At 69.0% G+C, this 19,694-nt stretch carries 9 protein-coding genes, 1 tRNA gene and 1 pseudogene; 9 read left to right on the top strand and 2 right to left on the bottom strand.

Translation table 11 applies throughout. The features are described 5' to 3' along the window. Positions 1 to 7 precede the first annotated feature (7 nt). From IF06_RS0109060 to IF06_RS33565, 4 genes and pseudogenes are all read left to right on the top strand, one after another. Positions 8 to 3,469 carry a LamG domain-containing protein gene (locus IF06_RS0109060; RefSeq protein ID WP_184977852.1) on the top strand — a complete coding sequence of 1,154 codons (3,462 nt, stop codon included), beginning with the start codon at positions 8 to 10 and terminating at the stop codon, positions 3,467 to 3,469. 90 nt (positions 3,470 to 3,559) lie between these two features. Beyond that, on the top strand, positions 3,560 to 10,297 hold the full coding sequence (locus IF06_RS0109055) for a polymorphic toxin-type HINT domain-containing protein (protein WP_030270198.1): 6,738 nt from the start codon (positions 3,560 to 3,562) through the stop codon (positions 10,295 to 10,297). Between the two features lie 601 nt (positions 10,298 to 10,898). Further along, positions 10,899 to 11,371 (top strand): annotated as a pseudogene (locus tag IF06_RS32040) (hypothetical protein); the annotation flags it as partial. Between the two features lie 74 nt (positions 11,372 to 11,445). Then, a complete protein-coding gene (locus IF06_RS33565; protein WP_167545735.1) occupies positions 11,446 to 11,895 on the top strand; it encodes a hypothetical protein in 450 nt (149 codons plus the stop codon). Between the two features lie 158 nt (positions 11,896 to 12,053). On the opposite strand, the gene IF06_RS0109040 is transcribed toward IF06_RS33565, so the two are convergent. Together IF06_RS0109040 and IF06_RS32790 are read right to left on the bottom strand one after the other, a co-directional pair. Next, positions 12,054 to 12,563: an SRPBCC family protein gene (locus IF06_RS0109040; protein ID WP_013284410.1), complete on the bottom strand. Its 510-nt coding sequence runs from the start codon at positions 12,561 to 12,563 to the stop codon at positions 12,054 to 12,056. Further along, positions 12,553 to 13,287 (bottom strand): class I SAM-dependent methyltransferase, encoded by a 735-nt coding sequence (locus IF06_RS32790; protein WP_013284411.1) that lies wholly within the window; start codon positions 13,285 to 13,287, stop codon positions 12,553 to 12,555. The genes IF06_RS0109040 and IF06_RS32790 overlap by 11 nt, the downstream gene beginning before the upstream one ends. A gap of 77 nt (positions 13,288 to 13,364) precedes the next feature. Between IF06_RS32790 and IF06_RS34710 the strand changes: the two genes are divergently transcribed. The 5 genes from IF06_RS34710 (at position 13,365) to IF06_RS0109005 (ending at position 19,690) form a co-directional block, all read left to right on the top strand. Further along, positions 13,365 to 16,433: a VWD domain-containing protein gene (locus IF06_RS34710; protein ID WP_030270189.1), complete on the top strand. Its 3,069-nt coding sequence runs from the start codon at positions 13,365 to 13,367 to the stop codon at positions 16,431 to 16,433. Positions 16,434 to 16,496: 63 nt separating this feature from the next. Continuing rightward, positions 16,497 to 16,572: transfer RNA gene (locus IF06_RS0109025), tRNA-Lys, on the top strand. Between the two features lie 535 nt (positions 16,573 to 17,107). Further along, positions 17,108 to 17,788: a recombinase family protein gene (locus tag IF06_RS33045; RefSeq protein WP_198039650.1), complete on the top strand. Its 681-nt coding sequence runs from the start codon at positions 17,108 to 17,110 to the stop codon at positions 17,786 to 17,788. 470 nt (positions 17,789 to 18,258) lie between these two features. After that, entirely contained in the window at positions 18,259 to 18,891 is a 633-nt protein-coding gene (locus tag IF06_RS0109010) for a hypothetical protein (RefSeq protein ID WP_013284414.1), read from the top strand. A 124-nt stretch (positions 18,892 to 19,015) separates the two neighbouring features. Then, on the top strand, positions 19,016 to 19,690 hold the full coding sequence (locus IF06_RS0109005; RefSeq protein WP_013284415.1) for a YdcF family protein: 675 nt from the start codon (positions 19,016 to 19,018) through the stop codon (positions 19,688 to 19,690). The last annotated feature ends 4 nt before the right edge of the window (positions 19,691 to 19,694 follow it).

Genomic DNA, 19,694 nt, shown 5'->3' with positions numbered 1-19,694 from the left:
CGGCCTGATGTCCACTGCGGTGTTCGTCCAGCCGCCGGAGCCGGCGCCGCGCACCGCCGCGGCCTCGGAGGACCTCGTCCGGGACACCGAGGCCGAGGCGCTGGTGGCCGCGAGGGCACTCAACCAGCCGGTCGAGGTGCTGGCGCACCGCACGGAGTACCGCGACGTCTTCGCGCAGCCGGACGGCACGCTCATCGCCAACGGCCACACGCAGCCGGTGCGGGTCACCCAGGGGGACGCCTGGGTACCCGCGGACTCGACCCTTGTGGTTCAGCCCGACGGCTCGTACGCCCCGGCGGCCGCGCTGCTCGGCATGCAGCTCTCCCAGGGCGGCACCGCACCGCTGATGGTGGTCACCCGGGACCAGAAGAGCATGACCCTGACCTGGCCGCACGGGCCGCTTCCCGCTCCCGTGATCGAGGAGAGCAAGGCGACCTACCCGAACGTGTTCCAGGATGTCGACCTGGTCACGAACGTCACCGTCGAGGGCTTCTCGCACGTACTGGTGGTGAAGACGCCGGAGGCGGCCGATCTGCCGGAGCTCCAGAATCTCCGGCTCGGGGTCGCCGCGGTGGGTCTGACCATCGAGGAGACGGCCGAGGGTGGCGTGGTCGCCCTGGACCCGGTCACCGACAACCCGGTCCTGGAGGCGGACGCGCCGACCATGTGGGACAGCGGAAGCCAGGAGGGGGGCGATGCGGCCGCGGCGCGGTCGCTGGACACCTCGTCGACCGACCCGGGCGCGGCCTCGGCCGAGGGACCGGGCGACACGTCGGAGGTGGCTCCGGTCGGCCTCGACTACTCGGACAACACCCTCACCCTCACCCCGGACCGGTCCATGCTGACCGATCCGGAGGCCTCGTTCCCGCTGTACATCGACCCGGTATGGCAGAGCAGCACCAACAGCGCCTGGGCGATGGTGGACAGCGGCTACCCCAACGAGGAGTACTGGAAGTTCGACGGCAAGCGGCACGAAAGGATCGGCCTCTGCCCCAGCTCCTGCAACAACTCGAAGGTCAAGCGCCTGTTCTACCGGCTCGCCACGCCGTACTCGGGCAAGACGATCCTGGAGGCCACCTTCCGGGTCACCCTGCAGCACGTCTACAACTCGACCGCCCGGGCGGCGGCGCTCTACCTGATGCCGGCCGGGATCACCTCCTCCACCAACTGGAGCAACCAGCCCGGCGGCTCGGGCTGGTCCGGAGCGACGCACCTCGCCACCAGCTCACCGACCAAGACGCAGGCCACCTGTACCTCCACCAACCAGAACACGGAGTGGAACGCGAAGGCCGCGGTGCAGCAGGCGGTGACCAAGGGCTGGAGCAACGTGACCCTCGGCCTGCGGTCGGTCAGTGAGAGCGACTCGACGCACACCAAGCGGTTCTGCGACAACGGCGTCCTCTCGGTCCGCTACAACCGGGCGCCGGTGATCGCCAACCTCAACGAACTCACCATGTCCCCCGGCGGGCAGTGTGTCTACGGCTCCGGCGCGCCCTACGTGGACGTGCCGCCGCGGCTGAACGCGGTGCTGCGGGACCCGGACCACTCCTCGGCCCACACCGAGCAGATCAAGGCCGAGTTCAAGGTGACCTGGACGCCGGCCGGCGGGACGCTGCAGACGCGCTCGTACACCACTCCGCTGAAGGCCAGCGGATCGGTCTTCTCGTACACGGTCCCGAGTGACATCGCGCAGAACGTCCCCATCTCCTGGGAGGTACGGGCCAGCGACAACACCAGCTGGGGTCCGTGGAGCAGTGAGGGCTCGCGCAACGTCTGTCAGTTCCTCTACGACAAGACCAGCCCCAGCGCGCCCGACGTCGACTCCGCGGTGTACCTGCCGCAGGACGCGGCCGACAACGGGACGGCGAGCGCGTCGAACTGCATCGAGAGCGACGAGTGGCTGGGTTCGATCGGTGTACCCGGCAACTTCGTCTTCGACTCCGCCGCCACGGACGTGGTGGAGTACCGGTACGGCTTCAACACCAACCCGGCGCCGGGCGTGAACGTGCTTCGGCCCACCACCGACGGCGGCCCGGTCACCCTGCCGAACTGGTACCCGGACAAGGAGGGCCCGCGGACGATCAACGTCCAGGCCGTCGACCGGGCCGGCCGGTCGAGCAGCATCGCCTCGTGCACGTTCCGGGTGGGCAAGCGACCGCCGACCGCCCAGTGGTCGCTCGGCGAGGTCGCGGGCGAGGACGGCGCCGGCGACGGGCTCGGTGACAACGACGCGACGGCCGGAAGCGGCGTCACGTTCGGGGTCGAGGGTCCGGGTGGGACGTCCGACACGGCCGCCCGGTTCGACGGGACGGCCGACGCCCACCTCACGACCAGCAAGCCGGTCCTGACCGACACATCGGCGAGCTTCGCCGTGACCGGCTGGTTCAAGATCGACGATGCCGGCCGCCGGCAGGTGGCGGTCAGCCAGGACGGCACCGGTGAGCCCGGGTTCGCGCTGGGGGTCGAGGGAGGAACCTGGTTCTTCCGGATGCCGGTCAACGACGTCAACTCACTGGGCCGCTGGCAGGTGGACGGTGCGGCGGCCACCACGGGTTGGACGTACGTGTCCGCCATCTTCGACGGTGCGAAGAAGGAGATGTCGCTCCAGGTCGGGAACAACGCCCCGCGCGTCGCCCAGCGCAGGTCGCTGACCAAGTCGCGCGGTCCGCTCCAGATCGGCCGTGTGCTCACCAAGAGCGGTTACGCCGACAACTGGGGAGGGGCGATGGCGGACGTCTCGGTCTTCGACCGGCTGATCATCGCCGACGAGGTCACCGGTCTGCAGAAGACCGCTCCGAGCCGTAAGGCGTACTGGCGGTTGAACGCGGAGACCAGCAAGGTCAGCCCCGAGGAGCGCGGTGGAGCGGGGCTCACCCTGGGCACCGGTGCGACCATCTTCAAGCACCCGGTCCTGTCCCTGCTCGGCGGTGGTCACCTCGCGCTGACCGGTAACGCGGACAGCTATGCCAGCACATCGACCAACGCGGACATGGCGGGCAGTTTCTCGATCAGCGCCCGGGTCAAGCTGACCAGCAACTGTGCCGGTACCCCGATGACCGTCTTCTCGCAGAAGGGCACCAACGGCAGCTCGGTCGTCGTGCGCTGCAACAACGCCGGGCAGTGGGAGCTGGCGATGGCGAGCACCGACACGGTGGCGCCGGAGTGGACCACGAAGGCCACCGACGAGGCGCCGAAGCTGGTCGGCAAGGGTGACCATCTGACCCTCGTCTACAACGGCTACGCCCGCGAAGTGACCCTGTACGTCAACGGGTCCTTCACCGAGGCGATCCAGCTGGTGTCGCCGTTCGTCGCCACCGGCGGGGTGCAACTGGGTCGCGCCTGGCTCGACGGCGCCTTCAAGGAGCACCTGTCCGGCGCCGTCGACGACGTCCGGGTCTACGACGGTGTCGCCGACAAGGTCCTGATCGAGAAGCTCAACGTCCAGGTCCGCGAACAACTCTCGCTCTGACGTGACAGGCGGTGGGTCCGCCCGCTCCCGGGCGGGCCCACCGGCACGCGAGACCTTTCCCGTTCTTCTCCCGTAACCCCTGGAGGGGTGATGTTCTCCCGACTCCTGGTCCGGTCCGGCGGGTTCGTCCGCCACACCGTACGACCGGTTTCCTGGGCGATGGCCGGTGTCATGGCCGCCGGCTTCATCCAGATCGCGACCCCACCCGCCTCGGCCGAGGCGAAGCCGAACCGTCCGTCGACCTCGGACGCGTCCAAGGTCCTGCCCAAGCGCGACCCGCTGCCGGCCAAGCCGAAGGCGGCCAACCCGGCGGTTGCTGCCGCCTCCACCGCCCCGGCGAAGGTCACCTGGCCCGCCGCTGGCGCCGCGGACATCACCGTGCCGGCGCCCGCGTCGGCCCGCTCCACCGCCGGCTCTTCGAAGGCCCCGGCGGCCACCGCCAAGATCGGTGGCCTGCCGGTCGCGGTGTCGGCCGCACCCGCCGCCGCGCCGGACTCGGCCCGCCCGGCGGCCTCCGCTCCCGGCAAGGTACGCATCGAGGTGCTCGACCGGAAGGCCTCGGAGAAGGCCAAGGTCGACGGCCCGATCGTCCGGCTCGACCGGGCCGACGGTCAGGCCGCCGCCGGGAACGTCCGCCTCGACCTCGGCTACGGCGGGGTCGCCGGTGCGTTCGGTGGCGACTTCGGCGCCCGGCTGCGGCTGGTCCGCCTGCCGGAGTGCGCGCTGACCACGCCGGAGAAGGCCCAGTGTGCCCCGGTTCCGCTGCCGACGACGAACGACAGCGCCGCCGAGACGCTCTCCGCCGAGGCGGGCACCGGTGCGCTCTTCGCCATGACCGCCGCCGACTCCTCCTCGCAGGGCGACTACGGCGCCACGAAGCTGTCCCCGTCGTCCAAGTGGTCGGTGGCCCCTTCCACGGGTGGCTTCTCCTGGAGCTACCCGCTGCGGAGCCCGCCGGTGCCGGGCGGCGGTGCACCGCCGATCGCGCTTGCCTACTCGTCGCAGTCGGTCGACGGCCGGACCGCGACGACCAACAACCAGGGTTCGTGGATCGGTGAGGGCTTCAACTACGAGCCCGGGCACATCGAGCGCCGGTACAAGCCCTGCTCGGACGACGGGCACGACCAGTACGCCGACCAGTGCTGGGCGTACGACAACGCGACCATCCTGCTCAACGGCAAGTCGACGGAACTGGTCAAGACCGGTGACACCTGGCGGTTCGGGACCGACGACGGCTCGAAGGTCGAGCGGCTCACCGGCGCGGTGAACGGTGACAACGACGGCGAGTACTGGCGGGTCACCACCACCGACGGCACCCAGTACCACTTCGGCCTGAACCGGCTTCCCGGCTGGACCTCCGGCAAGGAGGAGACCGGCTCGACCTGGACCGTGCCGATCTACGGCGACGACTCGGGCGAGCCCTGCTACAACGCGACGTTCACGTCGGCCTACTGCGACCAGGCGTGGCGCTGGAGCCTCGACTACGTCAAGGACCGCTACGGCAACGTCACCTCGTACTTCTACGAGAAGGAGATCAACTACTACGCCCGGGGCAAGAAGACCGACGTCAACGGTGTCCCGTACGTCCGGGGCGGCTGGCTCAAGCGGGTCGACTACGGCCAGCGACACGAGGCCGTCTACACGACCAACGCCCCCGCCCGGGTGCGCTTCGAGACCAAGGAACGGTGCCTGCCGTCCGGCAACGTCGACTGTGACCCGCAGGATCTGAACACCACCACCGCGCCCTACTGGCCGGACGTGCCGTTCGACCGGAACTGCGCCAAGGACACCAAGTGCAAGCTCGACCAGATCACCCCGACGTTCTGGACCCGGGCCCGGTTGACCGGCATCACCACCGAGATCCGCGAGGGCACCGGCTGGACGCCGGTGGACAACTGGAAGCTCGACCACCTGCTCACCGACAACGGTGACGGTTCGCGGACCCTCTGGCTCCACAAGATCACCCACACCGGTCTCTACGGGCCGGGCGCCGACATCGCCATGCCGTCGGTCGAACTGGGCGGCCTGCAGCTGCCCAACCGGATCGACCGCGACGGCGACAACATCGCCCCGCTGGTCCGCTTCCGGCTGGCGACCGTGTGGACCGACGCCGGTGGTCAGATCGACGTCAACTACGCCACCCCGGACTGCACCAAGAGCACGCTGCCCACGCCGGGCAACAGCACCAGGCGTTGCTATCCGGTGAAGTGGAACCCGCTCGGCAGCGGCGACCCGATCACCGACTGGTTCCACAAGTACGTGGTCGAGCAGGTCGTCGAGACCGACCGCACCGGCGGGGCGCCGGACATGGTGACCCGCTACCAGTACCTGGACGGTGCGGCCTGGCGGCACGCCGACCCGGACGGCATCTCCGACCCGAAGGACCTGACCTGGAGCGACTGGCGCGGTTACGGCCGCGTGATCGTCACGGCCGGCGACGGTCAGGTCCAGACGACCAAGACGGAGTACCGCTACCTGCGCGGCATGCACGGCGACAAGGATCCGGACGGCGGCACGCGTACCGTCAGCGTCGCCGACTCCACCGGCGGGAGCCACACCGACCACAATGAGTTCTCCGGCCACCAGTTGGAGAGCATCGTCTACGACGGCGCCGACGCGGTCAGCAAGAGCATCGCCGTCCCGTGGCGGCACAACACCGCGACGGAGACCCACAGCTGGGGCAGCAAGAAGGCCTGGTTCATCAACACCACCACCGCCCGGAGCCTGGTCGCCCTGGCCGCCGGCGGGTGGCGGGAGACGAAGCAGACCTCGACCTTCGAGACCAGCTTCGGCCGGGTGACCGAGACCGAGAACGAGGGTGACGTGGCGGTCACCGGCGACGAGGCCTGCAGCCGGACCACGTACGCCGACAACGCGACCGCCCACCTGTACAGCCTGGTGTCACGGGTCGAGTCGGTGTCGGTGGCGTGCTCGGCCACCCCCGACCGCAGCAAGCAGGTCATCTCCGACACCCGGACGCTCTACGACGGCAAGGCGTTCGGCGTCGCGCCGACGCTGGGCAACCCGACCCGGACCGAGCGGCTGAAGAGCCACAACGGCACGACGGCCACCTACATCCGCGCCTCGGAGGGCACGTTCGACGCGTACGGCCGGCCCTTGACCGCCGTCGACGCGCTGGGCCGGGTCACGAAGACCGTGTACACGGACACCAACGGCCTGACCACCAAGGTCAAGGAGACCAACCCGCTGCAGTTCGTCACCACCACCGACTACGCCCCGGCGTGGGGTGTGCCGGTCGGCCAGGTGGACCAGAACGGCCTCAAGAGCGTCCTGGAGTACGACGCCCTGGGCCGGCTGGCGAAGGTCTGGATGCCGGACCGGACGGGCGCCAGCGGGCTGGAGCCGAGCATCCGCTACAGCTACCTGGTCCGCACGGACAAGCCGGTCGCCATCAAGACCGAGCGGCGGCAGAACGACGGCTCCTACAGCGTCGAGTACAAGCTGCACGACGGTCTGCTCCGGCCCCGCCAGGTGCAGTCGGAGGGCCCGGACGGCACCCGTACGGTCGCCGACACCTTCTACACCGGCACCGGCCAGCTGGCGAAGACGTACGCGACGTACACGGTCGCGGGCACGCCCACCGACGTGATCTACCCGGCCGTCAACGGTGACGTCAACGGCCAGACGCTGTACGTCTACGACGGCGCGGACCGGGTCACGGCGGAGATCTTCGCGGTCGCGGGCAACGAGAAGTGGCGCACCACGACCACCTACGGCGGCGACCGGGTTTCGGTCGACCCGCCGGCCGGCGGCACCCCGACGACCTCGATCACGAACGCCCTGGGCAAGACCACCGAACTGCGGCAGTACAAGGGCAGCGGTCCTACGGGCGACTTCGACAAGACCGAGTACACCTACACGCACGCCGGGCAGCTGAAGACGGTCAAGGACCCGGCCGGCAACGTCTGGTCCCACGAGTACGACCAGTTGGGCCGCAAGACGAAGTCGATTGACCCGGACGCCGGCACGTCGACGTCCGGCTACGACGACCTGGACCGGCTCACCAGCACCACGAACGCCCTCAACCAGACGATCAGCACGAAGTACGACGAGATCGGCCGCAAGATCGCCGTCTACAAGGGGGCCGCCGACACCGGGGAGCTGCTGAGCAGCTGGACGTACGACCTGGAGATGCTCGGTGAGCTCTCCTCGACGAGCCGCTGGATCGAGGGACACGAGTACGCCACGTACTTCTCGATCTACGACGAGTTCTACCGGCCGCACGCCACCTACTACTCCGTGCCCGAGCACGCCGGTGCCGAACTGGCCGGCTTCTACACCTTCGGCACGGAGTACAACCGGGACGGCAGCATCCAGTCGGTGAGCATGTCGGACGGCGGTGGGCTGCCGTTCGAGACGATCGCCTACACCTACGACGATCTTGAGCGCCTGACCGCGACGACCGGTGACGCCCCTTACCTGACCGACGTCGAGTACGCCGGCACCGGCGAGGTACTGCAGACCGAGGCTCGGGTGGGCACCCGGAAGGTCTGGTCGACCTACGAGTACGAGCAGGGCTCCAAGCGGCTCACCCGGCAACGGCTGGACCGCGAGTCGGCCCCGGTCGTGGACATCGACGCCCGCTACACGTACGACCAGTCCGGCAACATCCTGCGGATCGCCAACAACCCGTCCGGGACGCAGGACACGCAGTGCTTCACGTACGACTACCTGCGCCGGATGGAGCGGGCCTGGACGTCGGCGAGCACCGCGACCGACCCGTGCGCCGGTGGGCCCTCGGTCACCGGGGTGGGCGGCGTGGCCCCTTACCACCACGCCTACACCTTCGACGTCACGGGCAACCGCAAGACCGAGGTCCAGTACGGGACCAACGGCACTCCGCTCATCGAGCGCAGCTACACCTATCCGGCCGCCGGCCAGGCGCAGCCGCACACGCTGAGCCAGATGACGGAGAAGACTCCGCAGGGCGACCGGCTGTACTCGTACGAGTACGACGCGGCCGGCAACACGAAGAAGCGGACGAGGGCCGGCGAGGACCAGACCCTGGTCTGGGACGCCGAGGGCAACCTCGAGTCGGTCACCGAAGCCGGCAAGAAGACCAGCTTCCTCTATGACGTCGACGGCTCCCGGATGCTCCGCAAGGAGCCGGCCTCGACCACGCTCTACCTGCCGGGCATGGAGATCCGGCTGAACCACCAGACCCGGTCCACCGACGCCACCCGGTACTACGCGCTTCCGGGCGGGGCGAGCCTGGTCCGCAAGGTGGACGGCCTCCGGTACGTCGCGAACGACCACCACGGCACCGGCCAGGCAGTCGTGGACCAGAGCGGCGCTGTCACGCATCGGCGGATGACCCCGTACGGCGAGAACCGGGGCGCTTCGCCAGGTCAGTGGCCGACAGAGAAGGGCTTCGTCAACGGGAACATCGATTCCACGACAGGCCTGGTCAACATCGGCGCGCGGGAGTACGACACGATCACCGGCCGGTTCATCTCGGTCGACCCGATCATCGACGTCAACGACCCGCAGCAGATGAACGGGTACGCGTACGCCAACAACAACCCGATCTCGTTCTCCGACCCGGACGGTCTCAAGGCCTGCTCCGACGACGCCTGCGGGCCGGGCGCCGACTACGAGGACATGTACGGCAACTACCACAAGGTCAAGGGCCACAACGACGGTTGCGGTGGTTGCTCGGGCGCGTACGACCCGGACGAGCCCACGATCAACGTCCACAACAACCCGCGGGCATCAGCGGAGGAGCGGGCCGCGGCCGCGCGGGCGGCGGCGGAGAAGGAGAGGCAGCGGCGGATCGCCGCGGCCAAGGCGAAGATGCTCAACGCCGCCAAGGCCCTGGCGAAGATCCTGATGGACGAGTTGGGCATCACCGATGCCCTGGACTGCTTCCTCAAGGGCGACATGGGCGGCTGCCTGGCCACGGCAGTCAACGTCGCGGGTGCGGCGATCGGTGGTGCGCTGGGCAAACTCGCAGTCAGATACGGCGCTCCATGGAAGTGGAAGAAACTCGCCAACCTGACCAGTCGGGTCAAGGGCCTGCTCATCGACCTGGTCGACAACGCCAAGGCGTTCATCAAGTGCAAGAACAGCTTCGTGCCCGGCACGTTGGTGGTGATGGCCGACGGGTCGCGCAAGCCGATCGAGGACGTCAAGACCGGCGACATCGTGTTGGTGACCGATCCGGTGACCGGCAAGACGACGATCAAGCCGGTGGTGGCGACCATCATCGGTCAGGGCAGCAAGAACCTGGTCGAAGTCACCATCGATCCCGACGGTGACAGCGGCGACGCCACGGAGCGCGTGGTCGCCACCGACAACCACCCGTTCTGGGTACCCGGCCTCGACGAGTGGGTCGATGCCGCCGATCTGCGGGCCGGTCAGTGGCTGCGCACCTCGGCCGGCACCCACGTGCAGATCAGCGCGACCCGGCAGTGGACGGAGCCGGCACAGGTCCACAACCTCACGATCGACGACATCCACACGTACTATGTGGTCGCCGGCAACACCCCGGTGCTCGTGCACAACTGCGGGACCTCAGTTGATGATCTTCGCAATGCTAAGCCGATTGAGGGGCACGGCATTGATCCAGATAAGGCTGCGGACATGCAAACCTGGAGTGACGACGACCTCTTGGCGTCGTTCAATACCCCTCGTGATGGTGGAGTAGCGCGAATCAATGAGAGCGGAACAATCGTGAACGGGCACCACCGGATCAATGAGATCATTCGACGAGCGGACGATCCCAACAACAAGAGGATTACGGGAAGTACTAAGGTTCGGATCGAAGAATACCGCCGGGATCTCAGCGATTTCTGGGACCTTGACTGATGCCGGGCGACTCGGCGTACCGGCAGGAGTCCAAGATCGGTCCACGTGACGCTGATTTCGGCGTTCGCATGGCCAGCCTCGAAGACTTGGTCCGCATCAATGAAGAGAACCGACACCGCGGGTGGTCAGCTCGCTGGAGTTCACACGACGCACTTCGGAGCGAGGTTGCGGCGGGATCGACTGCGATTCTGTGTCCGCTCTTTCGTAACGGCGGACTAATCACCGAGCCCCAGTCATACCGATGCCACATCTTCTTTGCAAGCAGTAGCGAGAACAGAGGATTGGTATCGCTGATCGACGTTGGAGAGGGCACATTTGAGAACTTGCGCGAGGCGAACTCGATTGAGAATCTGACTCGTGTGGTCAGGCTACTCATGGACAGCTACGAGTTGACGCCCCTCGGTTGACAACACGACTACCGCGGCGCCCGATCGGGCGCCGCGGTAGTCGTGTTGTCACGCCGTGCGTGGACGTGCGCTGTAGTTCATGGCGGTTGCTGTCACGGCTGCTGTCAGATACTCGCAACACATGCCGATATATCGATAAGAGTAGGTAGATGGTTCGGCTGGCCGACCTGGCTTGCCGGCGGGGTCTCGGCGTGGTCGACGCCTCGACGGTCGACCGGCTCGGCCTGGCCGAGTTCCAGAACGCCGCCGGGCATCTCACCGGCGCATGGCGCGTGCCCCAGGTACGGGTAGAACAAGTCCGTCCCGGCTTGGTCCGGCTGCGGGCGCTGCTGGTCGACCCGCTCACCCAACCGACGCCTGGGACGGGCTGACCACGACCGCCGACCACGCGCGGACATGGTCAGCGGGTGTTGACGCTGATGGCCAGCCGGTCACCATTCGTTCCTGGGGCGTGTCGGGGTGGTGGTCGCGGGGCTGGCCGGCTTCGGCAAGACCTCACTGCTGAACGCCCGGTTCTGTCAGCTCGCGGCGAGTCCGGCGGTGCAGTTCGCGTTGATCGATGGCAAGGGCGGCCCGGACTACGACGGGCTGTTCCGTCGGGTGTGGTGTCGGCGAACGACGATCCGGAGCAGTCCGTGATCATCTGGCGCGGGTGCATGAGCTGATAACGGGATGGCCATGGGTATTCAGCTGTCCAACTCCTTTTCACGCTTCTAGGCTGCGATCATTCTGGGGGCAAGCGTGTTGGAAGTCCTGCCTGGGGTCGGCCTTGATCGTGCCCGGTTCGGGGAGAGCCGTTCCAGTCACCGCGAGCGGCTCGGAAGCTACAAGGCCTTCGAGCGAGTGCCGGGCACGGGGGTGACCGACATCTATGAAGATGGAATGGTCATGCTGTCCTACGACGAGCTGGACCGCCTCGCCTTCATAGAGATCGGAGGCGAAACAGCCGTGTCACTTGGTGGAACTCAATTAACGGGAAGGCCTCTCGCGGCCGTGCTTGAGGAGCTAGCTCAGGGCGGTCTCACGGTTGATTTCGACGGCGACTCGTCGTACGCAATCTCGTCAACCGGAGTTGAACTCTTCACCAGCTCTCCGGATGACGTTGATGAACCAGCTGGGGGAGTTTCGATAGCGCGAACCGGGCGAGAACGAAGTGCGGAGTTGCGCGCACCGGTTGCTGGCAGCTGCTGAGCAGGGTGCAGATGCGGTGCCCACGCCGATCCACCACAGCAACGGGCCGATGGCCGTCATCAGGGTAAGGAGAGCCACTGACCAGCCCGGCCATCGGCGTAGCGTAGGTCGAGAACCTCTGCCGGTCGTGAACGTATCCGGGGGTCTAGCCACGACGGTCAGCGAGCCGACCCATCGCCGGACTCGGCGAGCCGCTTGAGGTTCAGCAACTGCCGGCGGGCCATCACCAGGTCGCCGAGGCAGCCACCGAGGGCGATCACCGGGTTCGTCCGCATCACCACCTTGAGCAGCAGGCGGGTGGTGTTCCCGGCGTCGGGCACCAGGACGTACGACAGCACCGCGCCCATGATCTCGCCGGTGAGGTGGTGCCCCGGCTCGACCGCGAGGATCCGGCCCCGCCGCCGCCCGCCGGCAGTCGTGAACGCCTCGCCCACCACCGGCTCGGGAAGGTTCACCAACCGTTGCGGTGAACGGCGGCCGAGGTTGTCGATCCAGTCGTACGAGTACGGCGCGAGCCGGATCTGGGCGACCCACCGCCACACGGCGGAAGGTGGCGCGTCCACGCTCACCCCGCGCCACGCCCGCAACGTGGGCGCGGGGACGAAGTGGTCGCACGGGTACCGGCGACGTGTCTCGTCGTCGGAGACACCCCACCGGTCACCGAGCATCGGCCCGGCCCAGCACCAGCGTGGTCCGCAGGTCGAGCACGACGGTGCCGCCGAAGTCGTCGACCAGCCGGTCCAGCGCGGCGATCCCGCGTCGTTGCTGGTCCGGGGTGCGGGACAGGTACGGCCCGAACGTGCGCATCAGCGCCAGGTACCGCTCCTTGTCCAGCGGCAGTTCCCGCCGGAACACCTCGCGGCGTACGTCGTCGAACTGTCCGCTGTCGAGGACGTCCCGGTGGAACCAGTCGACGGGCCGCTCCCGGACGGTGGGGTCGACGGATCGCAGTGCGGCCCGGACGGCGGCCTGCTGGGCGGCGTCGGCGTAGTCGTAGCGGTGCCCGAAGACGGCGAGGGTGCCGCCGGGCGCCAGGGCGCGGCGGGCAAGGGCGTTGCGGGTGGCCGGGTCCAGCCAGTGCCAGACCATCGCGCAGGCGAGCACGTCCACCCCACCGGCGGGCGGCGACCACCGCTCGAACGTCGTTGCCTCGATGCGCGCTTCCGGGAACCGCTCGGCCAGCCGGGCCGCCATTCGCGCGTCGGGCTCCACGCAGGTCAGGGGCGCACCGAGGCGGGCCAGCACCTCGGTGCCCTTCCCGGTGCCCGCGCCGACCTCGGCCACCGACGCCGGTGCGCCGCCGTGGTAGGCGAGTATCGACCCGGCGATCTCCGGCGGATATCCCGGCCGGGCGCGCTCGTAAAGGTCGGCGACCGTGCCGAAGACATTCATCACCAGCAGGATACGGCTCCGACCGGTCCCCGACAGACCGCGCGGAAACCGGCCCACCCGCTTCTACAGTCCGCACCATGAGGTGGACCCTGCGGCTGGCGGCGGCGCTCGGCGTACTCGCGACCGCTCTGGCGACCGGGTCGGCGAGCGGCGCCGCGGCGCCCGCCGACGGCGGCCTCGGCCTGGCCCTGCGGCCCGGCCAGGCCGACTACCAGGCCGGGGACCAGGTCCGCCTCGACCTCACCGTCACGAACACGACCGGGTCGGCGTGCGCGCTCGCCACCGGGCCCGTCGGCACCGTGCAGGTCACGGGGGTACGCCGGGACGGGCGCGACGTCGAGCCGACGCTGGCCCGCAGCTTCTTCGAGGACGGGATCGGCGCCGCCGCCACCGCCGGGCTCACCACAGTGGAGCCGGGAGCGACCGCCGTCGTGGCGTCGACCGGGGTACGGCTGCGCGACGGCGAGGTCGTGCTCCGCTCGGTGGCCGCCACCCCGGACGGCGGTGGGCTGGACACGCTCTGGCCGGTCGGCGCACCCGGCCGGTACGAGGTGACCGCCGGCTACGTGACGCTGCCGGTGACCGGCGCGACGAACCCGTGTGCGGGCGCGACAGCGCTGCGGACCGCCACGTTCACCGTGTCCGACGACGGCGGGACCGGCCGGCGCTGGCTCTGGTGCGTCGGCGGGGGAGCACTCGCGCTGCTCGTCGTCGCGCTGGTCGTGCTGCTGCTGGTATGCCGACGACGCCGGCCGACAGCCGCCGCCGTGGCCCTGGTGCTGCTGGTGGCCGTCGGCGCGTACGTCGGCGGTGGTGCCCGGCCGGCGCGGGCCGACTACGGCGTCGACCCGACCGCCGGGGTGCCGGTCAGCGGCGTCGACTTCCAGGCGGCTGTCGACGGCTGCCTGGCCGGGTTCGCGTTACCCGGCGGCGACCCGTCCGGCCTGCTGCCCCGGCTGCGCGACAAGAAGAGTCCCCGCGTGCGGATCATCCCGACCACAGGTGGATCGGGCGCGTTCGAGACGCCGGACAGCGCCGACGGCAAGGGCTCCTCGACCGTCACGTGGAACCCGAACTCCACCGACCCGTACGGCGACGGGGTGGCCCGCGACCCGTGCGCCGCGCTCTACCACGAGCTGAACCACGCCGACGACATCTCCCGGAACGCGGTGCCGCAGGGCGAGTGCGGCGGCACCGGCATCCGTACCGCCGAGGTGAAGGCGACGCTCGCGGAGAACCGCTACCGGGCGGCGAAAGGGCTGCCGCCGCGCACCGAGTACGACGGGAAGCCGCTGCCGAAGAACCTCGACGAGTGCAAGAAACCGGCCAAGAAGACACCGCCGCCGAAAGGCCCGGTGAAGCTCTGCGAGGACGGCGCTGATTGCGGCGGCAGCAACGGCGACCCGCACCTGGTCACGTTCGACCGGGTCGCCTACGACTTCCAGGCCGTCGGCGAGTTCACGCTGGTCGCGTCCACCGGCGGCGACCCGCTGGAGGTGCAGGTCCGGCAGGCCCCGATGGCCGGCACGCGTACCGCCTCGGTCAACTCGGCTGTCGCGTTCCGGATCGGCGCGCACCGCATAGCGCTCACCCTCACCGACGGCGGCACCCGGGTGCACGTCGACGGCGCGTCACCGGCCGCGCTGCCGGACCGCACCGACCTGGTCGGCGGCGGCATCCTCACCCGCCGTCCGTCGGACACCGGCCCCACCGACGGGTACGACGTGACGTGGCCGGACGGGTCCGCGGCGGCGGTGGACCAGATCGGCCGGTACGGCTACCGCGTGCTGGTCCGGCTCGCCGAAACCAGGGCCGGGAAGGTACGCGGACTGCTCGGCGACTTCGACGGCGACCCGGACGACGACATCGCGCCCGCCTCCGGGGCGGCGCTGGCCCAGCCGGTGCCGTTCGGGAAGCTCTATCCCGCGTACGCGGACAGCTGGCGGATCACCCCGGAACGCTCGCTGCTGCACTACGACGACGGGCAGGACACCGGCACCTTCACCGACCGCGCGTTCCCGGAACGGGAGGTCACCGTCGGCGACCTCGACCCGGCCCGGCGCGCGGCGGCCGAACAGGTCTGCCGCTGGGCCGGCGTGACCGCGCCCGCCCAGCTCGCCGAATGCGTCTTCGACGTCGCGGTCAGCGGCCGACCCGAGTTCGCCGTGGCCGGCGCCACCACCGAACGGGTCGCCCCGCCGGCCGCCACCCCGATCACCGCCGTACCCGTCGCCACCGCCACGCTCACCCCCGGCGGAGAGCCGCTGACGTTCGCCGCCCGCGCCGGGGACGCCGTCTTCGTCGACGCCACCGCGCCGGGAATCGGCGACCGCTGCTCGCCGTACGTGCTCACCGAGCCGGGCGGACGGGAGATCGCCAGCGGATGCAACATCAAGGGCGCCGGGTACGTCGACCGCGTCGACCTCACCGCCACCGGCACGTACGCGCTGCGGGTCGTCGCCGCACCCGGCGACACCGGCCGCGCCGCCGTGCGGGTGTACTCGGCCCGGGACAGCGACGGCACGGTGCAGCCGAACGGCCCGGCGGTCACCGCCACCGTCGCGCAACCCGGCGCGTGGGCGCGTTACCGGTTCACCGGGCGCGCGGGGGAGCGCGTCTACGTGGAGGTGCCGACGAGCACGCTCACCGACCAGTGCTCGCCGTTGGAGCTGCGGGACGCCGAGGGACGGCTGCTGAGCAGCGGTTGCGTGATCAACGGCGCCGGCGAGATCGACGGCACGCTGCTGCCCGCCGACGGGACGTACACCGTGGTGGTCGACCCGACCGAACGCGGCACCGGCACGACCACGCTGCGGCTGATCGCCAGCCGGGACCGGGAGGCGACGATCTCGGTCGGCGGACCGCCTGTCGTCGCCGTCGTGGACCGGCCCGGCGCGATCACCGGCTACCGGTTCACCGTCACGGCCAGCGCGTCCGTGACGGTGAGCGCGACCGCCTCCGACCTGCCGGACCAGTGCGGCGTGCTGGCCCTGCACGCGCCCGACGGCAGCACCGTCGGCACGGGCTGCGTGATCAACGGGGCCGGCGAAATCGGGCCAACCGTGTTGCCGGCCTCCGGGGCGTACACCCTGGTGGTGGACCCGTCCGGGGCCGCGACAGGGCAGGTCACGCTGGCGCTGCGGTGAGGCCGACCCTGCGTTTCCGGGGTGGTGTGCGGGCGTGCTAACGTCTCGTCCCGTTGTCAGCGAGCGCCGCTAGCTCAACTGGCAGAGCAGCGGACTCTTAATCCGCGGGTTCGGGGTTCGAGTCCCTGGCGGCGCACCAACGATCAAGGCCCTGACCAGGTGGTTCACACCGGGTCGGGGCCTTTTTCGTGTACGTGGTTGCCGGGCGGTTGCTCGGCGACTGCTCGGGAGCCGGTGGACCGGGCCAGCGTGGCCGAGACGATGCGGCTACGTCGAGCCGTCGGCGGTCGGCGGGAGCGTGGCTGCAGGACCCTGTAGGCCAGTTATGTCGGTTCTGTTTGCTCTTGGGCACAAGGAAGATGCGATCGTTTAGTGGGAACGGACCATCGCCCGGCGAATCTGTATTCGGTCGTCCACGTCGGTCTCCCTCTCTTCTTTCACGACGAGAGGGAGGGCAATATGATCTTGGGGGACCTGCCGGGTGGCTCCCTGCTAGCTATCGCCTTGGGTGTCTTCCTGGCGCTGGCCGCCTTGGCAGCCGCGGTGGCTGTGCTGCACCCGCAGCGGCAGCGACGCAACGATGCCTTCCGAGTACTTGCGTTGCTGGTCAGCCTGTTCCGACGTGCGGGTGGTGCACCGTGACGTCAACGCGGGGGAGCGCGTACCGTGGTCCGATGCGCCGAACGGTGCCGGTTCTTGCTTACGTACGCTCTTTGCCGGAGGAGTCCGCTGCGGTCTTGAGCGCGCAGGCGGCAGCGATCCGCCGGGCAGTCGTCGCCCGCCAGCTTCCCGTGCCGTACGAACTCGTGTGGACGATCCGCGATGAGGCGGCCGAACGCCCCGTGCGACTACCGGAAGCCTTGAGACGATTGGAGATGGGCGCCGCTCAAGCACTGTTCGTCACGCGGTGGGACCGGCTCGGCCCAACCAACTTCATCGCAGGAGGGCTCAGACGTCACGCCATCGAGTTCGGCTGGGCGCTGGAAATCCTTGATGACATGCTCGACGATCAGGCCGATAACGTGGGCAGCAGTGGCCTGCGCTCTGCACGAACCATAGAAGGCCTCGCCGAGGCCCGTTCCATCGGCATACGGCTCGGACGCCCCAGGCGCTGTAAGGACGACGTGCTTCGGGCAGTGGTCGAGAAGTCCCTGCTGGGCGTCCGCCAAGTCGATATCGCAGAGCAATTGAATGAGAAAGGGGCGCCAACCCCGGGTGGCGGTGAACGCTGGTATCCCTCGCACGTCTCACGTCTGCTGCGCACGCAGGATGCTCGGCAGTATCGGCGGTTTCTCCTAGATTGTTTGAATGATCAAAGCTGTGCATCTATCGAGAGATCCGCGGAAGAGGCTTAAAGGCGTGGCGTCGGTGGGGACGCGGCGGGGTCCGGGCCAGCGAGGTCCCCGGCTGGCCGTGGTCATCGGTCCTTTGGCGTCGGAGACGGCCCGGTTTTGCCTGAAGGCGGAATGCCGGTTCTGCGGCTTCCATCATCAGCTTTTCAGATGAATCCATGAACAGTGATCATGGAAAACGTCTCACAAACCCCGTTTTGAGGGTGTGGAAGCTCCATCGTGGAGCCACCGGCTTCGATCGGGATGGCCGGCCGTTGATGGGTAGGGGATCATCGGTGGGCGGCCGAGGGTGTGCAGGTGACGCCTCGGCGGTGGCCAATCCTGTCGCTCCTGGCGTTGCACGGTGTGGCTACGACGGATGACGTCGCGGTGGTGCTGGGGGTGCCTCGGTTAACCGCGCACCGGAACCTGACGTGGCCGCACGCTGCGGGGCTGGTGGGCCGGGAGCGGTCGGCGGAGGACCGGGCGCACGCGTGGGGTACCGGATCACCAAGCAGGGCACCGAGCTGCTCGCCCGCGACCTCGCAGTCTCCGGGCGGTTGGTGCCGCTGCACTTGGGTCAGCGACAGTGGGGTGCTGTGCATTACCTATTGTTCCTGGCGTTGCTGGCGGTGTCTCGGCAGGATCCAGGCCGGTGCGGGTTGTTCCAGTGGTCGGCGACGTTGGACACGTCGGTGTGGTTGCGGGAGCGGGATATGGCGCATCTACGTGCTGACGGGTATGGAGTGTGGCTCGAAGACGGCCGGTGCGTGCGGTACTTGGCGCACGTCGATCCAGGTCCGGTCGGTGATGCCATCGCCGAGCGCGAGCAGTCCACCGCAGGCCTCGGCGGGGTCCTGGCCGGTTACCGGCGCACCGACCCCGTCGTGCCGGTCTGTGCGGTGCTGGTCATCGCCCGCGACGCGGCCCGGGAGGCCAACCTGCTGGCGGATCTGATGAGCCGGCCGTTGCGGGCGCCGGTGGCGGTCACGACGGTCGACCTTCTGCACCAGCACTGGCCCCACGAGCAGGTGTGGCGCACCCCGAGGATGGGCGACACGCGTCATCGGTTGATCGACCTACCTGAGGCGGCTGCCGATGGCGCTGATGGCGTCGGCTCTGTCTGAATATCCCTCGGTGGGCGGAGAAGCTAGAGCTGATTCGGACCGACCGGAGCCTGGCCTACGCTGACGCCATGAGGGAACGGGGCGTGGAGCAGACTCTGGTGACGGCCCTACCTGGCGGGCGCTGATGGACCAGCAGGCGGCGGTGCCGACTCACGTGCTCCCGGAGGAGGTCCGGGCTGACGTGGAGACGTTGTGGCGCTACCACGACATGCGTCACAAGTTGCGCCCGTGCGACGTGGGGATCGGGTTGGGCAGCCATGACCTCGGAGTGGCTGTCATCGCGACGCGCTTGTTTCACGAGGGCCTGTTCCCAAGGATCGTGTTCACCGGCGCGAACGCCCCGACCACTGTCGAACGTTTCCCGCGTGGAGAGGCGGTGCACTACCGCGAGTACGCCGTTGAGCAGGGTGTGCCCCCGGAAGCGGTCCTCGTGGAGCCGCGTGCCACGAACACCGCCGAGAACCTCGAATTCTCCCGTGCGCTCCTGGCCGAACGCCAGATCCCGGTGCGGTCGGTGCTGATCATGTCGCGGCCCTACCAGCAGCGTCGGGCCTACGCCACCTGCAGGCTTATGTGGCCGGAGGTTGATGTGGTGTGCGCGTCGAATCCACTCGAACTGGACGACTACGTGAGTAGCATCGGCGACCCGCGGCGGGTGGTGGACATGCTGGTCGGCGACACACAGCGGATCGAGGTGTACGCCGAGCGCGGGTTCGCGATCCCGCAGGAGATGCCGGACGAGGTACGGGAGGCCTTCCAGCGCCTGGTGGCCGCTGGCTACACGAGCCGACTGATCTGAGCCC

It is taken from the genome of Micromonospora globosa, from assembly GCF_000717585.1.
In the GTDB taxonomy this organism is placed as follows: domain Bacteria; phylum Actinomycetota; class Actinomycetes; order Mycobacteriales; family Micromonosporaceae; genus Micromonospora; species Micromonospora aurantiaca.
The sequence above is the reverse complement of the archived record's forward strand: the minus strand, read 5'-3'. Positions and strand labels throughout refer to the sequence as shown.

Excerpts from the sequence above, each read along its gene's own strand:
- IF06_RS0109040 (WP_013284410.1), bottom strand. The coding sequence starts at position 12,563 with ATGCTCGGTGACCGGTGGGGTGTCTCCGACGACGAGACACGTCGCCGG.
- IF06_RS33045 (WP_198039650.1), top strand. The coding sequence starts at position 17,108 with ATGCGCCGAACGGTGCCGGTTCTTGCTTACGTACGCTCTTTGCCGGAG.
- IF06_RS34710 (WP_030270189.1), top strand. The coding sequence starts at position 13,365 with ATGAGGTGGACCCTGCGGCTGGCGGCGGCGCTCGGCGTACTCGCGACC.
- IF06_RS0109060 (WP_184977852.1), top strand. The coding sequence starts at position 8 with ATGTCCACTGCGGTGTTCGTCCAGCCGCCGGAGCCGGCGCCGCGCACC.
- IF06_RS0109055 (WP_030270198.1), top strand. The coding sequence starts at position 3,560 with ATGTTCTCCCGACTCCTGGTCCGGTCCGGCGGGTTCGTCCGCCACACC.
- IF06_RS0109005 (WP_013284415.1), top strand. The coding sequence starts at position 19,016 with ATGGACCAGCAGGCGGCGGTGCCGACTCACGTGCTCCCGGAGGAGGTC.
- IF06_RS32790 (WP_013284411.1), bottom strand. The coding sequence starts at position 13,287 with ATGAATGTCTTCGGCACGGTCGCCGACCTTTACGAGCGCGCCCGGCCG.